Source organism: Streptomyces albofaciens JCM 4342 (genome assembly GCF_008634025.1).
Classification (GTDB): domain Bacteria; phylum Actinomycetota; class Actinomycetes; order Streptomycetales; family Streptomycetaceae; genus Streptomyces; species Streptomyces albofaciens.
In genome coordinates this window covers 860,397-874,641 of record NZ_PDCM01000001.1, presented here as the reverse complement: position 1 = coordinate 874,641, position 14,245 = coordinate 860,397, and the positions used below count along the sequence as shown (strand labels likewise).

13 protein-coding genes are annotated in these 14,245 nt (G+C 72.9%); 2 read left to right on the top strand and 11 right to left on the bottom strand.

Annotated features, from left to right (window positions below):
• Nucleotides 1–73 precede the first annotated feature (73 nt).
• Nucleotides 74–898, bottom strand: a complete 825-nt coding sequence (locus tag CP973_RS04170; RefSeq protein ID WP_150237636.1) for an LLM class F420-dependent oxidoreductase — start codon at nucleotides 896–898, stop codon at nucleotides 74–76.
• A gap of 246 nt (nucleotides 899–1,144) precedes the next feature.
• Between CP973_RS04170 and CP973_RS04165 the strand changes: the two genes are divergently transcribed.
• Both CP973_RS04165 and CP973_RS04160 read left to right on the top strand, forming a co-directional pair.
• A complete protein-coding gene (locus tag CP973_RS04165) occupies nucleotides 1,145–2,695 on the top strand; it encodes a CehA/McbA family metallohydrolase (protein WP_150237634.1) in 1,551 nt (516 codons plus the stop codon).
• A gap of 170 nt (nucleotides 2,696–2,865) precedes the next feature.
• Nucleotides 2,866–3,885, top strand: a complete 1,020-nt coding sequence (locus CP973_RS04160) for an NAD(P)/FAD-dependent oxidoreductase (protein ID WP_150237632.1) — start codon at nucleotides 2,866–2,868, stop codon at nucleotides 3,883–3,885.
• A gap of 96 nt (nucleotides 3,886–3,981) precedes the next feature.
• Here CP973_RS04160 and CP973_RS04155 read toward each other — a convergent pair whose 3' ends face one another.
• From CP973_RS04155 to CP973_RS04110, 10 genes are all read right to left on the bottom strand, one after another.
• Complete coding sequence (locus CP973_RS04155) at nucleotides 3,982–4,839, bottom strand: class I SAM-dependent methyltransferase (protein WP_150237630.1); 858 nt, start codon at nucleotides 4,837–4,839, stop codon at nucleotides 3,982–3,984.
• A gap of 21 nt (nucleotides 4,840–4,860) precedes the next feature.
• Nucleotides 4,861–5,205 (bottom strand): VOC family protein, encoded by a 345-nt coding sequence (locus CP973_RS04150; RefSeq protein WP_150237628.1) that lies wholly within the window; start codon nucleotides 5,203–5,205, stop codon nucleotides 4,861–4,863.
• Nucleotides 5,195–5,386: a ribbon-helix-helix protein, CopG family gene (locus CP973_RS04145; RefSeq protein WP_150237627.1), complete on the bottom strand. Its 192-nt coding sequence runs from the start codon at nucleotides 5,384–5,386 to the stop codon at nucleotides 5,195–5,197. The genes CP973_RS04150 and CP973_RS04145 overlap by 11 nt, the downstream gene beginning before the upstream one ends.
• A gap of 80 nt (nucleotides 5,387–5,466) precedes the next feature.
• On the bottom strand, nucleotides 5,467–7,044 hold the full coding sequence (locus tag CP973_RS04140) for an APC family permease (protein WP_150237625.1): 1,578 nt from the start codon (nucleotides 7,042–7,044) through the stop codon (nucleotides 5,467–5,469).
• A 246-nt stretch (nucleotides 7,045–7,290) separates the two neighbouring features.
• On the bottom strand, nucleotides 7,291–8,784 hold the full coding sequence (locus tag CP973_RS04135; protein WP_150237623.1) for an aldehyde dehydrogenase family protein: 1,494 nt from the start codon (nucleotides 8,782–8,784) through the stop codon (nucleotides 7,291–7,293).
• Nucleotides 8,781–10,511, bottom strand: coding sequence for an N-acyl-D-amino-acid deacylase family protein (locus tag CP973_RS04130; RefSeq protein WP_150237621.1), 1,731 nt, complete (start codon nucleotides 10,509–10,511; stop codon nucleotides 8,781–8,783). Before CP973_RS04130 ends, CP973_RS04135 begins: the two co-directional genes overlap by 4 nt.
• Before the next feature lie 77 nt (nucleotides 10,512–10,588).
• A complete protein-coding gene (locus CP973_RS04125; RefSeq protein ID WP_150237618.1) occupies nucleotides 10,589–11,713 on the bottom strand; it encodes an LLM class flavin-dependent oxidoreductase in 1,125 nt (374 codons plus the stop codon).
• 132 nt (nucleotides 11,714–11,845) lie between these two features.
• Nucleotides 11,846–12,793: a TIGR03619 family F420-dependent LLM class oxidoreductase gene (locus tag CP973_RS04120; RefSeq protein ID WP_150243109.1), complete on the bottom strand. Its 948-nt coding sequence runs from the start codon at nucleotides 12,791–12,793 to the stop codon at nucleotides 11,846–11,848.
• Between the two features lie 133 nt (nucleotides 12,794–12,926).
• Nucleotides 12,927–13,310 carry a thiol-disulfide oxidoreductase DCC family protein gene (locus tag CP973_RS04115; RefSeq protein WP_150237616.1) on the bottom strand — a complete coding sequence of 128 codons (384 nt, stop codon included), beginning with the start codon at nucleotides 13,308–13,310 and terminating at the stop codon, nucleotides 12,927–12,929.
• A 52-nt stretch (nucleotides 13,311–13,362) separates the two neighbouring features.
• Nucleotides 13,363–14,169: an alpha/beta fold hydrolase gene (locus CP973_RS04110; protein ID WP_150237614.1), complete on the bottom strand. Its 807-nt coding sequence runs from the start codon at nucleotides 14,167–14,169 to the stop codon at nucleotides 13,363–13,365.
• Between the last annotated feature and the right edge of the window lie 76 nt (nucleotides 14,170–14,245).

Sequence of the window (14,245 nt, the reverse complement as noted above, 5' to 3'; positions counted from 1 at the left end):
CGGGCAGGCGGGGAGGGGCGGTGCGGCCGGACGGGAGCCGTCGCCCGCACCTCACAGACTCGGCGCCCGCACCTCACAGATACTGCGCGAACTCGTCCAATGCCCGCAGCACCTCCGCCTCCCCCGCCGCCGGCAGCCCCACGACGACCTCTTCCAGCCCCAGGTCCCGCAGCCGCGCCAGCTTCCCGGCCGACGGCTGCACCGAATACGGCACCACCACCGGCTCGCCGTCCCGGCCCGCCTCCGCCCACGCCCGCCGCAGCTCCGGCAGCGCCTCGCCCAGGCCCCCGCCGCCGATCGGCAGCCAGCCGTCCGCGAACTCCGCCACGCTCGCGAAGAGGCGGGGCCCGGCCGCGCCGCCGAGCAGCGTGCGCGGCGCGCCCTTGACCGGCTTCGGGTGCGCCAGGCTGGCCCGTACGGACGCGAACCGGCCCTCGTACGCGGTCGGCTCGTCCGCCCACAGGGCGCGCATCACCCGCATCCGGTCCCGGACCAGCGCGCGCCGCGTCGACCACTCGACCCCGTGGTCGGCCGCCTCCTCCACGTTCCAGCCGTAGCCGACGCCGAGCGTGAAGCGCCCGCCGGAGAGGAAGTCCAGCGTGGCGACCTGCTTGGCCAGGGTGATCGGGTCGTGCTGGGCGACGAGGGTGATGCCGGTGGCGACCGCCAGCCGTTCGGTCACGGCGGCGGCCTGACCCAGCGCCACGAACGGGTCGAGGGTGCGCCCGTATTCCCGGGGCAGCGGCTCGCCCATGGGCGCGGGCGTGTCGCGGGTGGCCGGAATGTGCGTGTGCTCGGGAAGGTAGAGCCCGGCGAAACCGCGCTGCTCCAGTTCCCGGGCCAGCCGGTCCGGCCGGATCGTCTCGTCGGTCAGGAAGATGGTGGTCGAGATCCGCATGCTGGACGTACCTCCGCGTTCGGCAGTGCCCCTTTCCTACCGGCGGGGCGGGGCAGCGTCCATGAGGCGCCCACGGCATTCGCGGGCCACACGAGTACGTCTCCGTCCCGCCCCCTTCCCTTGTCCACCCGTTCACGCCTCAATACGAGGGTCTACGAAGGCGCCCGAAGGCCTGCGAAGGTCTGCGGAGCCTCACGAACGTCTCCGTACGCCGGTTCCGCCACGTCTCCCCGGGAGTGCTGCCCCATGTGCGACCACGACAGAACCAGCGGCCCGCTCGGACGCCGCACGCTCCTGGTGACGGGAGCCGCCACGGCCCTTACGTTGAACGGTGTGGACTTCGCCGCAGCCGACGACACCGGCGGGCCCGCCCAGGGCGGCGACCGGACCGGCGCCCGCACCGGCGAGGAAACCCGCAAGATCACCGGCCGCCTCCCCACCGGCGCCCCCGACTATGTCTACCTCCCCGTGGAAGTCCCGCCCGGCGTACGCGAGATCGCCGTCTCCTACACCTACGACCGCCCCACCACCCCACCCGGCACCGCGGGCAACGCCTGCGACATCGGCATCTTCGACGAACGCGGTACGGACCTGGGCGGGCGCGGCTTCCGCGGCTGGTCGGGCGGCGCCCGCACGGAGTTCTTCCTCCGCGCGGACGACGCCACGCCCGGCTATCTCCCCGGCCCCGTCAACCCCGGCACCTGGCACATCGTCCTGGGCCCGTACACCGTCGCCCCTCAGGGCCTCGCCTACGAAGTAACCATCACCCTCCACTACGGCACACCGTCGAACCCGCCCGCCCCTGCCTACCCACCCCAACGCGCCAAGGGCCGAGGCCGTTCCTGGTACCGGGGCGACAGCCACCTCCATTCCGTCTACTCCGACGGCAAGCGCACCCCCGCCCGGATCGCCGCCCTCGCCCGCGCCGCCGGCCTGGACTTCATCACCACCACCGAGCACAACACCACCGCCTCGCACCGGGCGTGGGAAGGCCTCTGGGGTGACGACCTGCTCATCCTCACCGGCGAGGAGGTCACCACCCGCAACGGCCACGTGGTGGCGTTGGGCACCGACCCCGGCGTCTTCATCGACTGGCGCTACCGCGCCCGCGACGACGCCTTCCCCCGCTTCGCCCGCCGCATCCGCCGCGCGGGCGGCCTGGTCGTCCCGGCCCACCCGCACGCCACCTGCATCGGCTGCAACTGGAAGTTCGGCTACGAGGAGGCGGACGCGGTCGAGGTCTGGAACGGCCCCTTCACCCTGGACGACGAGGTGGCCATCGCCGAATGGGACAACGCCCTCGCAGCGCACACGCGCGGCCGGGGCCGCTTCCTCCCCGCCGTCGGCCACAGCGACGCCCACCGCGACCCGGATGTCGTCGGCCTCCCCCAGACCGTCGTCCTGGCCGACGACCTCTCCCGTGAAGCGATCCTCTTCGGCATCCGCGCGGGCCGCGCCTACCTGGCCGAATCCTCCGCCCTCACCCTCACCTTCACCGCCACCGGCCCCAAGGCCGAACACGCCACGATCGGCGGCCGTCTCCCCGTACACGACAGCGCCCAGGTCACCGTCCGCCTCCACGTGACCGGAGCACCCCCCGGCAGCACAGCCCGCCTCCTCACCGACCAGGGCCAGCTCTTCACCACACCCCTCCCCGCGTCCGGCACGATCACCTGGCACACGACCCCGGCCAACGCCACGTACGTACGGGCGGAGGTCCGCCGTGCGGCGACCACGGCGGGGGTGCCGGGCCCGATGGCGGCCATGACGAATCCGATTTTTCTGGGGCGGGACTGACACGAGGTCGCGGCCGCCTGGCCACCAGGGCGCTCCGCCTGTACGGCCGTGTGTACGCGTTCGGGGCCGAATGAGCCGAGCGATCGGGCCTCTTTGCCGCTTCGGCAAGGAAGCTTGCCGACCTGACAGCGCAGGCGCACTCTCGTCCTCCTACGGAGGAGGTAGCGCGAATGATCGTGAAGGGGAAGCAGAGCGCCGAGCCGGCCGGTGAGAACGACCGCGCCTACGACGTCGTCGTGATCGGTGGTGGCGCGGCAGGACTGTCCGGCGCGTTGATGCTGGGGCGGGCGCGGCGGTCCGTGTTGGTGGTGGATGCCGGGCGGCCGCGTAACGCGCCGGCGGCGGCTTCGCACAATTACCTGACGCGGGACGGGGTACCGCCCGGCGAGTTGCTGGCCGAGGGGCGCGCCGAGGTGCTGCGGTACGGCGGCGAGGTCGTGGCGGACGAGGTGGTGGCGGCCGAGGCGGACGGGGAGGGGTGGTTTCTAGTCACGCTCGGCGATGGGACGTCCGTAGGGGCTCGGCGGCTGCTTCTTGCCTCCGGGACGGCTGACGAGTTGCCCGGCATTCCCGGGCTCGCCGAGCGGTGGGGGCGGGACGTACTGCACTGCCCGTACTGCCACGGTTACGAAGTGCGCGACCAGGCGATCGGGGTGCTGTCCACCGGGCCGATGGCCGTGCGGCAGGCGCTGTTGTGGCGGCAGTGGAGCGACGACGTGCGCCTCTTTCTGCACACGGGGCCGGAGCCGTCCGAGGAGGAGTACGAGCAACTGGCCGCGCGGGGTGTTGCCGTGGTGGACGGTGAGGTAACGGGGCTGGAGGTCAGCGGCCGGGCGGAGGCCGGGGGCGGCCGGATCTCGGGGGTCGAGCTGGCCGGTGGGGCGGTGGTGCCGTGCGAGGCGCTGGTCGTCGCGTCCCGTTTCGACGTACGGGCCAAAGTGGTGGACAGCCTGGGGCTGGGGGTGGCGGAGACGGTCGTGGGGGACGGGGTCGTGCTGGGGAGTCACGTCGCCGTCCGGCCCGGTGGGGCGACGAGCGTTCCCGGGGTGTGGGCGGCGGGCAACGTCGCCGATCCGGTGGTCACGGTCAGCGGGGCCGCCGCCATGGGCGTACGCGCGGCGGGGGAGATCAATCTCGACCTGGTCGAGGAGGAGGTCCGGCACGCGGTGCGGGAGCGGAGGGCCGCTTGAGCACCGGGCCGGGTCCCCGTCGGCCGGCGGTGACGTGTGGAGATGAGGGGTGCTGCCCTCGGACAGCGGAACTTCCAGAGGCCGACCGCCATCGGGTCAGACCGTGGCCATCAGGAAGTCCTCACCGCTGGACGGACGGAGGCCGTCCGTGCGGTCGGCGAAGTAGCGCTCGGCGAGTACGGACCCAGGTACGTGGCGGGCATTTTCGAGGCCGGCTTCCCGGGCCAGGGTCAGCATGTCCTGTGGGGAGAAGAAGCTGACGAACGGTGTGCCGGAGGCGCGTGCCCCTTCCTGGCTCGTGCGGAGGCCGGGGCGGTCCGCCTCGGCGACCAGGTCGGACGGCAGCAGGAAGGACATGGCGAGGGTCGATCCCGGTGCGAGGGCGGCGATCCGGCGCAGTGTGGCCGCGATCGCGTCCTCCGTGAGGTACATGCTGACGCCGGTGGAGACGATGACCGCCGGGCGGTCCGGTTCGAATCCGGCCGCGGCCAGCCGCTCCCACCACGACTCGCCCGCCTCGAAGTCGACCGGCACCAGGCGCAGCCCTTCGGGGACGCCGTAGCCGAGTCGGGTCAGGCGCCGGCGCTTGAAGGACTGGGTGGCGGGTTGGTCGATCTCGAACACGCGCAAGCGGGCGGCGAGTTCGGGCCTGCGCTGGGCGAACGTGTCCAGGCCGGCGCCCAGGATGACGTACTGGGTGACGCCCTGCCCGGCCTGCTCGGCGACCAGGTCCTCCGCGAACCGGGCGCGGGCCACCATCGCCGCCCGGAACGCGCGGGTGGCCTCGGGGTCCATGTCCGGGCGCTTCGGCCAGTCGGGGCCGGGATCCACCAGGCGCAGGCCGACCTCGTCCTCCAGTACGTGGGGAGGCGCGTCGACCCGTACGTGCATCGCCCGCCACAGCGCGCAGCGCACCGCGGTGTTGTCGGGCGCTTCGGTGACCTCGTTCAGCATGGTGACGCCTCCTTCGGCCGGTCAGCCCTTGGCGGGAGCCTGGAGGCTCCACAGTCGTCCGTCGGGGTCGCGCACGGTCGCCATCCTGGTCCCGAAGTGGGTGTCCTCGAAGGGCGTGACCAGCTCGACGTCCGGGCCGGGGCGGAACGCGTCCTCGTCCGGCACCTTCAGGACGACCCTCGTCCCGGGCTCGCGGTCCTCGGGCACCTCGGCGATGAAGACGTACGGCCCGTCGCCGTTGCGCAGTTGTCCGGAGTTGTGGCCGGTGTCGAATTCCAGCTCATAGCCCAGGGACTGGAAGAACCTCGCGGTCTTTCCCCAGTTGTGCGTCTCCAGGAAGACGGCTTCGACTCCCTCAGTCACCATCTCGGTTCCCCTTTCCCCTCGCATCGCGGTTCCGCTCGCCGTGCTCGTCCAGATAGGCGCGCAGCGCGTCCGCCACCAGGGCGGACAAGGAGCTGCCCGTGTCGAGGGCGTGGTACTTGACCTGCTTGATCAGCGAGACCGGCAGGTAGACGTTGAACTGCTTGACTTCCTCATCTCCCACGAGGAGAGGCTAGCATCCTAGCTGGCTAGGATGCTAGCAATCCGTACGAGCGGCAGGAGGCGCGACGCCTCGTACGCCCCCTACTCCTCCACCACCAGCGCCGGCGTCCCGCGCCCCAGCACCTCGCCCCGGAAGAAGGCCGGGCTCCGCCGCCGCATCACGAGCATGAGGACGAAGCCGAGCAGCAGCAGGCCGACGCCGATGACGAAGACCGAGCCGACGCCGAGGACGGAGCTGCCGGAGCCGTAGGCCGGGTTCCACATGTCGATGAGGGTCTTGAAGAAGACGGCGGACAGGAGCACGCCGCCGGCGGCCGGGAAGACGCCCTTGAAGAGCAGGTCGCGGGCGGAGCGGCGGAGTTCGCGGCGGAAGTACCAGGCGCAGGCGAAGGCCGTGATCGCGTAGTAGAAGCAGATCATCAGGCCGAGGGCGTAGATGGTGTCGACGAGGACGTGCTGGGAGAGGAAGGTCATCCCGGCGTAGAAGACACCGGTGGCGACGCCCGCCGCGACGGTGGCGCGGGCCGGTGAGCGGAAGCGCGGGTGGACGCGGGCGAAGGACGGCGGCAGGGCCTCGTAGGCGCTCATCGCCAGGACCGTGCGGGCCACCGGGATGAAGGTGGTCTGGAGGCTGGCGGCGGCGGAGGCGAGGACCGCGACGAAGAGGAACACGCCGAGGACCGGGCCCATCACGGGGTGGGCGAGGGCCGCGAAGACGTTGTCGGCGGTGTCGGGGTTGCCGAGTCCGGGGCCCTTCGCGCCGACGCCCGAGTACATCTGGGCGGCGACGGCGGTCAGCAGGTACGAGCCGATGAGGACGACCATGGCGAGGAGGGCGGCGCGGCCGGGGGTGCGCTCACTTCCGGCGGTCTCCTCGTTGACGGTCAGGCAGGCGTCCCAGCCCCAGAACATGAAGATCGACAGGGACAGGCCCGCGGTGAAGGCGGAGAAGGACTGGACGGCGAAGGGGTTCAGCCAGGCGAGGGAGAAGTGGAGGGAGCCGGGGAAGTCGCCGGAGCCGGATTTGGCGAAGGCCAGGGCCACGAAGACGGCCAGCACGGCGAGTTGCAGACCCACCAGTGCGTACTGGACGCCCTTGGTGGCGGTCATGCCGCGGTAGCTGACGGCCGTCGCGAGGGCGATGAAGGCCAGGCAGGTCAGGACGTGCACGGCCTTGTTGCCGTCCAGCGCGGCGATGGCGTCGCTGCCGGTGAGTTCGCCGAGCAGGAGCCAGAAGAAGGAGGTGGCCACGCCGGCGAGGTTGGAGAGGACGATGATCGTGGCGATCACCAGGCCCCAGCCGCACATCCAGCCGATACGGGGGCCGAAGGCCTTCACCGACCAGGTGAAGGACGTACCGCAGTCGGGGACGGCCTTGTTCAGCTCGCGGTAGGCGAAGGCGACCAGCAGCATCGGCAGGAAGCCCGCGAGGAAGACGGCCGGCATCTGGAGGCCGACCTCGCCGACGGTGGGCCCGAGGGTCGAGGTCAGGCAGTAGACGGGGGCGACGGTCGAGACGCCGATGACGGCGCTGCCGAGCAGGCCGACGGAGTTGCCGCTCAGGCCCTTGCCGCGGGTCCCGCCGGCGCCGCCGCCGGCCGCGCCGCCTGCCCTCGTCACCGTGTCTCCGGCCCGGAGCCGGGGGTCTGCCTGAACCATGAACAGGACGTTAAGGGCTGCTGTTTCCGCATCGTGGGGCTGAAGATCCACCCTTGGGCGGCGCCGGTTTCCTCGCTTCGTGAGGCGTGAAGCGTTCAGCGGTCGCGGTTTGCAAGGCAGCCTGCCCGTTACGGTCGGTAACTTGAAGGTCGTACCGTCGAGTTCCGGACTGCGGGAACCGCAGCCCCGCCCGTTTCGTCCCGTTTCAAAATTTTCCCGTCCCTTCTCGCCCCGGTCTTCCCGGCCTCACCCCGGCCACACCACCGCCTGCGTCTCGCTGTACGCGTGCAGCGCGTACGAGCCGACGTCGCGCCCCACCCCGCTCCGCTTGAAGCCGCCGAACGGCGCCTCCATGTTGCGGCCGACCGTGTTGACGCCGACGCCGCCCGCGCGCAGCCGCCCCGCCACCCGGAACGCGCGCGCCACGTCGCCGGACCACACGTAGTCCAGCAGGCCGTAATCGGTGTCGTTGGCGAGCGCGACGGCCTCCTCCTCGTCGGCGAAAGGGAGGACGACGACCACCGGGCCGAAGATCTCCTCCCGTACGACCCGCATGGCGGGGGTGCAGTCGGTGAGGAGGGCGGGGGCCGTGTAGAAGCCGCGCGGGAGGGGCGGGCGGTCGCCGCCGGTGATCAGGCGGGCGCCTTCCTTGCGGCCCAGTTCGACGTACGACTCGACGCGGTCGCGATGCGCGGCGGAGATCAGCGGCCCGACGACCGTGTCCCGCTCGCCGGGGTCGCCGGTCTTCAGCCGCGCCGCGTAGGCGGCCAGCTTCTCCACCAGCCGGTCGTGGATGCCGCGCTGGGCGAGGACGCGCGTCGGCGCCGTACAGATCTGTCCGCTGTAGAAGGAGTACGTGGTGCCGATGCCGGCCACCGCCGCGTCCAGGTCGGCGTCGTCGAAGACCAGCGCGGCCCCTTTGCCGCCCAGCTCCATGAGCTGACGTTTCATGTCCCGCCCGCACACCTCGGCGATGCGCTGCCCGACGGCCGTGGAACCGGTGAAGCTGACCATGTCCACGTCCGGGGAGTCCACCGCGGCCTCGCCCACCGCAGGGTCCCTGCCGGTCACCAGGTTCAGCACACCCGGTGGCGCCCCGGCCTCGCCCAGCGCCTCCTGGAGCGCCTCGGCCAGGCGGTGGACGGAGAGCGGGTCCTGCGGCGCGGGCTTGATCACGACAGTGTTGCCCATGGCCAGAGCGGGCGCGATCTTGCCCGCCGGGTTGGCCCACGGGTTGTTGTACGAGGTGATGCAGGTGACGACGCCCACGGGGCGGCGGACCGCGAGCGCGCCGAGGACGGCCGCCTTCCCGAACGGGCCCGCCTCGTTGATCTGCGGCGGGAGGGGCGTTTCCACGGGCTCCAGCGCTCCGCGCGCGTACCTCCTGAGTCGGGCGACGGCGACGCCGACCTGCATCGCGCGCGCCGTGCCGGCCGTCGCGCCGGTCTCCGCGCGCGCGAGCCGGGCGTACGGCTCCAGGTTGCGCGCCAGGATCGCGGCGGCCCGGTCCAGGACCCGCGCCCGCGTCCCGGGCGCGGTGCGCGACCACGGTTCGAACGCCTCGCGTGCCGCGCGGGCCGCCGCGTGCACCTGGTCGCGGCTCGCCTCCGCCGCCAGCCCGACGACTTCTTCGGTCGCCGGGTCGATCACCTCGTAGTGCCCGCGGTCGGGCGCGGTCCACTCGCCGCCGATCAGCAGCCGCTCGGGACGGGGCGGGGCCGCGTCGGAGAACGCGCTCACCGCGTACGCACCGTCCCGGTGTCCCGCCCGGACCGCAGCACCCTGCCCGGCACCGCCCCGGTCACCTCGCCGTCCCGCACCGTCTCGACGCCGTTGACCCGTACGCTCACGATCCCGGCCGCCCGCGAGTCCAGCCGCGGGCTGTCCCCCGGCAGGTCGTGCACCAGCGTGGCCGGGCCCGCGTCGATCCGCTCCGGGTCGAGGAGCACCAGGTCGGCGTGGTGGCCGACGGCGATCCGGCCGCGGTCGCGCAGCCCGAACAGCCGCGCCGGGTCGTCGGTCAGCATCCGTACGGCCGTCTCCAGGTCCACCAGCTTCCGGCCGCGCAGACAGTCGCCGAGGAAGCGGGTCGTGTACGGGGCGCCGCACATGCGGTCCAGGTGGGCGCCCGCGTCGGAGCCGCCCAGCAGGACGTCCTCGTGCTGCCAGGTGCGCTGCCGCAGCGCCCAGCTCTCCGGGTCGTTGTCGGTGGGCATCGGCCACAGGACGGTGCGCAGGTCGTCCGCGGCGCAGATCTCGACCAGGCAGCGGAAGGGGTCCTGGCCGCGCTCGGCGGCGATGTCGCCGACCACGCGGCCGGAGAGCCCGGCGTTGGCGGCGGAGTACGTGTCGCCGATGACGTACCGGGCGAAGTCCGTCAGCCGCCGGAAGACGCCCGCCTCCTCGCTCGCCGCGCGCCGCAGCATCTCCTCCTGTACGGCGGGGTCGCGGAGCCGGGCGATGCGCTCCGGTACGGGCAGGGCGAGGACGTCGCCCCAGCCGGGGATGAGGTTGAGGGCGCAGAAGGTGCGCAGGGACATGTTCATCGGGGTGAGGATCGGCATGGTGAGGGCGACGATCCGGCCGCCCGCCTTGCGGGCGCGTTCGCTCGCCTCCAGCTGCCGGGGCACGCGTTCCGGTACGGCGCTGTCGATGGTCAGCACGTTCCAGTTCAGCGGGCGTCCGGCGGCGGCCGTCATCTCCACGAGCAGGTCGATCTCCTCGTCCGCGAACCGGTCGAGGCAGCCGGCGACGATCGCTTCCAGCTGGGTGCCCTCGTGGTCGGCGACCGCGCGGGACAGGGCGAGGAGTTCGGCGGGGCGGGCGTGCCGGGAGGCGACCGGCCGGCCGTCGCCGTCCGCGTGGGTCGAGGACTGGGTGGTGGACAGGCCCCAGGCGCCCGCGTCCATGGCCTCGTGCAAGAGCCGGAGCATGGCGTCCAACTGGGCATCCGTGGGCTGTCCGCCGATCGCGTCGGGGCCCATGACGTGGCGGCGCAGCGCGCAGTGGCCGACCATGAAGCCCGCGTTGACGGCGGTGCGGCCCTCCAGGGCGTCCAGGTACTCGCCGAAGGTGGACCAGTTCCACGGCGCGCCCTGTTCCAGCGCGGCCAGCGACATCCCCTCGACCCGGCTCATCATGCGGCGGGTGTAGTCGGCGTCGCCGGGGCGGTCCGGGTTGAGCGGGGCGAGGGTGAAGCCGCAGTTGCCGCCCGCGACGGTGGTGACGCCGTGGTGCATGGAGGGGGTCGCACAGGGGTCCCAGAACAGCTGGGCGTCGTAGTGGGTGTGCGGGTCCACGAAGCCGGGCGTCAGGACGAGGCCGTGGGCGTCCTCGGTCGTGCGGGCGGGGTCGGTGATCCGGCCGACGGCGGCGATACGGCCCTGGTGGACGGCGAGGTCGGCCTGGTACGCGGGGGCGCCGGTGCCGTCGACGATCGTGGCGCCCTTGATCAGGTGGTCGAGCATCCGGGTCCCTTTCGCTCGGAGCGGCCTGGCCGGGCGGCGGCCTGCTCAGGTGACGGCCCGGTCGGGCGGCGGCCCGCTCAGGCGGCGGCCTGCCGGAAGCGGGCGGTCCGGTGGACCGGGTCCGTGTCGATCTTCGGGATCACGTGCTCGCCGATCAGCCGGATGGTGGTGAGGGTGTCCTCGCGCGAGACGCCGATCGGCAGGCCGAAGGAGAGCTGGTCGGCGCCCGCCTGCTCCCAGCGCTTGCACTGCCGGAAGACCTCGTCGGGGTCGCCGCAGATCATCAGCTCCTCGGCGATCAGCAGCTCGATGATCTCCTCGGTGTACTCGGGCAGCAGCTCGGGCCACTCGGGGATGCCCTCGGGGCGCGGGAAGGTGTCGTGGTAGCGGAACAGCAGCGACTGGAGGTAGTTGAGCCCGCCCCCGACGGCGATCTCGACCGCCTCGCGGTGCGTCTCGGCACAGATCGCGGTGGAGGTCACCATGACGTTGTCGTTGACGTACGCGCCGACCGGCTCGGCCTGTTCGACGGCCGTCTTGTACGACTCGACGACCCACTCCATGTCGGCGACCTTCTGCACGCTGAAGCCCAGCACGCCCAGCCCCTTCTTCCCGGCCATGGCGTACGAGGACGGCGAGCCGGCCGCGTACCACATCGGCGGGTGGGCGGGCCCGTACGGCTTGGGCAGGACCTTGCGGGGCGGCAGTTGCCAGTGCTTCCCCTGGAAGCCCTGGTACTCGTCCTGGAGCCACATCCTGGGGAACTCGGCGATGGTCTCCTCCCACAGCTCCTTGGTGTGGTTCATGTCGGTGACGCCCGGCATGAACCCCAGGATCTCGTGGCTGCCCGCGCCCCGCCCGGTGCCGAACTCGAAGCGGCCCCCGGAGAGGTGGTCGAGCATGGCCGCCTTCTCGGCGACCTTGACCGGGTGGTTGACCGGCGCGAGCGGGTTGAAGATCCCGGAGCCGAGGTGGATGCGCTCGGTGGCGTGCGCGAGGTAGCCCAGGTACACGTCGTTGGCCGACAGGTGGGAGTACTCCTCCAGGAAGTGGTGCTCGGAGGCCCAGGCGTACTTGAACCCGGACCGGTCGGCCTGGATGACGTACTCGGTCTCCTCCAGCAGTGCGTGGTGCTCCGCCTCGGGGTCCACCCTGGCCCGCGCGGCGGGTACGTATCCCTGTACGAACAGCCCGAATTCCACGGAGGTTCACCGTCCCTCGTCCGCCCTGCCGCGACTAACTGACGGCACGTCAGTTACGGGCCCGACTGTGGCACCGGGCGGGCGGAGCGTCAATACCTGACGGCCCGTCAGGCACCGCTCCCGTGCCGCGCGTCAGCTGTCGAGGTACGGCGCCACCTCCTCCGCGAACGCCGCCATCTGGTCGGTGAGTTCGGCGCGGCTCCGGCTGCGGAACCGCACCTGGATCTGCTGTACGCCCATGGCCCCGTACTCCCGGAGCGAGTCGGCCAGCCGCTCGGGCGCCCCGGCGAGCGTGCACCGCCCGACCTCCCACGCGGGCGCGCCGACGTACAGCGGCTCGGTGATGGCACCGGCCTCGGCGGGCGTACGGATGCCCGCCTCCTCGCGCAGCCGCCGCAGCTTCGCCAGCTGTCCCGGCAGCCGGTCCCGGCGGTCGCCCTGCGGCAGCCAGCCGTCACCCCGGACCGCCGCCCTGCGCACGGCGGCGGGTGAGGAGCCGCCCACCCAGACGGGCGGGCGCGGCACCTGCGCGGGGCGCGGTGACTGGCCCAGCCCCGCGAAGGCGAATCGTTTCCCTTGAAAGGCGGGGAACTCCTCGGGCCCCAGGGCCGCCTTCAGCGCGTCGACCGCCTCGTCCAGCAGGGCCCCGCGCCGCGTGAAGTCCACGCCGAGGGCGTCGAACTCCTCCCGTACGTGCCCGGCGCCGACGCCGAGGATCAGCCGACCGCCCGAGAGGCGGTCCAGCGTCGCGTACTGCTTCGCCGTGATCAGCGGGTGCTTGAGGCCGACCAGGGCGATGTGGCTGAGCAGGCGGACGCGGGTGGTGGCCGCCGCCAGGTACGCGAGGGTGGCGACCGGGTCGTACCAGACCGTGCTCATGGCCGCGGCCAGCCGGCGCGGGACACCGATGTGCTCGCAGCAGGCGATGTAGGCGAAGCCGTGGCGGTCGGCCGCGCGGGCGATCTCGACGAGGTCGGCCGGCCCGGCCCCGGCCTCCCAGGGCTCCGCGTACAGGGTGCTCTGCGACTGCACCGGGAGCTGCATGCCGTACGACAGCCGCCCTTCGGGCAGCACCCGCACGCCGGGTCCGTTGCTTTGCGTACCGCTGTCCACGTCCACCCCCGCAGCCCCGGCTGACGACCCGTCCTCGACGGCTGTCGGCCATCGTGTGGGCCGACGGGCCGTCAGGCAAGGGGGCGGGCGGGGACGCGGGTCAGGGCCTGAGGTGGGAGGGCAGTGAGCAGGCGGCGGTGCCGCCGGGCATCCGGTGCCGGTTGTCGGCCACCAGCCGGTAGACGACGTGGGCGAGCTGCCGGAACGGGGGCAGGGTCAGCAGCGCCCCGGGCACGGCCCAGCCGCCCCGCGCGCTCATCAGCAGCTTGGCGACCGCCTGCGCCCCGCCGTACACCGTCCCGGCCGGGGTGATCCACAGGACCTCGTGCTCGGCCCGCTCCCGGGTGACGCCGAGCGCTTCGAGATCGGCGAACTGCCAGGCGGTGACGGTGCAGCGGGGGCGGATACGGCGCTCGGCGAACCGCACGGAGGTGGTGCAGAAGCCGCAGTCCCCGTCGTAGACGAGTACGGGTCGGTTGCTCATGATCCCATCATGCCGGGGCGCCGGGGGCGGGCCGGAGGCGGCCCGGCCGGGCTCATCGGCCGGGTGCGCCGAGCCGCTCCCCCTCGTCCGCCGCGGCCCGCAGCAGCAGGTCGGCCAGCTCGCCGGGGCAGGACAGCATGGGCCAGTGCCCGGTGTCGAGGTCGAAGAAGCCGTACCGGGGGTCGGCGAGCGCGGCGAAGCGCGGGTCGCCGGACGCCACCAGGTCGCGGAGGGCGGCGGTGCTGGTGACGTTCTTCGTGCAGAAGATGCCCGTGGCCGGCAGTGCGGCCGTGGCGCCGGTCAGCCGGATCGGCTGGGTGAGGGTGGCCAGGGGCTGCGGCGCCGCGAAGCGGGCCAGCCGCTCCCGGCCCTCCTGCGAGATGCCGTCCAGGCTGCCCCAGATGTCGGTCTCCTCGAAGGCCGGGGGCGGCAGACGCCAGCCGTCGCCGTGTTCCTGGGCGCGGCGGTGCAGGCGTTCCCGTACGGCCGGGTCGGGCAGCGCGTCCAGGACGGACGCGCCGTCGGTGGGCAGGCCCGCGTCCACGTGTACGAGGCGCGCCAGGCGGCCCGGGTCGCGGTCCGCGGCGCCCAGCGCCGGGTAGGCGCCGTAACAGTGGGCGACGAGCACCGTCTCCCCCGCCTCGCCCTCCTCGCCCGCGCCGACGTGGTCCAGGACCTGCGCCACGTCCTCGATGTGGGTGTTCAGGTCGGTGCCGGGTCCCGAGAGGTGGCGGCGGTCCCCCATGCCGGTCAGTGTCACCGGTTCCGCCCGGTGCCCCACCGCCCGCAGGTGCTCCGCCACCTCCCGCCAGATCCACCCTCCGGTGTAGCCGCCCGACACCAGCACGAACGTCGTCATCCGCGTCACCTCCTGTCCCCCGTCGGCCGCGGACCGCGTCCGGCGGACGCGGTCCGCGCGGGCGGTCCGGTCCCGG

What these genes read in the sequence shown, in the direction of transcription:
- CP973_RS04160 (WP_150237632.1), top strand. Translation starts at nt 2,866, where the DNA reads ATGATCGTGAAGGGGAAGCAGAGCGCCGAGCCGGCCGGTGAGAACGAC.
- CP973_RS04165 (WP_150237634.1), top strand. Translation starts at nt 1,145, where the DNA reads ATGTGCGACCACGACAGAACCAGCGGCCCGCTCGGACGCCGCACGCTC.
- CP973_RS04110 (WP_150237614.1), bottom strand. Translation starts at nt 14,169, where the DNA reads ATGACGACGTTCGTGCTGGTGTCGGGCGGCTACACCGGAGGGTGGATC.
- CP973_RS04140 (WP_150237625.1), bottom strand. Translation starts at nt 7,044, where the DNA reads ATGGTTCAGGCAGACCCCCGGCTCCGGGCCGGAGACACGGTGACGAGG.
- CP973_RS04155 (WP_150237630.1), bottom strand. Translation starts at nt 4,839, where the DNA reads ATGCTGAACGAGGTCACCGAAGCGCCCGACAACACCGCGGTGCGCTGC.
- CP973_RS04115 (WP_150237616.1), bottom strand. Translation starts at nt 13,310, where the DNA reads ATGAGCAACCGACCCGTACTCGTCTACGACGGGGACTGCGGCTTCTGC.
- CP973_RS04170 (WP_150237636.1), bottom strand. Translation starts at nt 898, where the DNA reads ATGCGGATCTCGACCACCATCTTCCTGACCGACGAGACGATCCGGCCG.
- CP973_RS04130 (WP_150237621.1), bottom strand. Translation starts at nt 10,511, where the DNA reads ATGCTCGACCACCTGATCAAGGGCGCCACGATCGTCGACGGCACCGGC.
- CP973_RS04150 (WP_150237628.1), bottom strand. Translation starts at nt 5,205, where the DNA reads ATGGTGACTGAGGGAGTCGAAGCCGTCTTCCTGGAGACGCACAACTGG.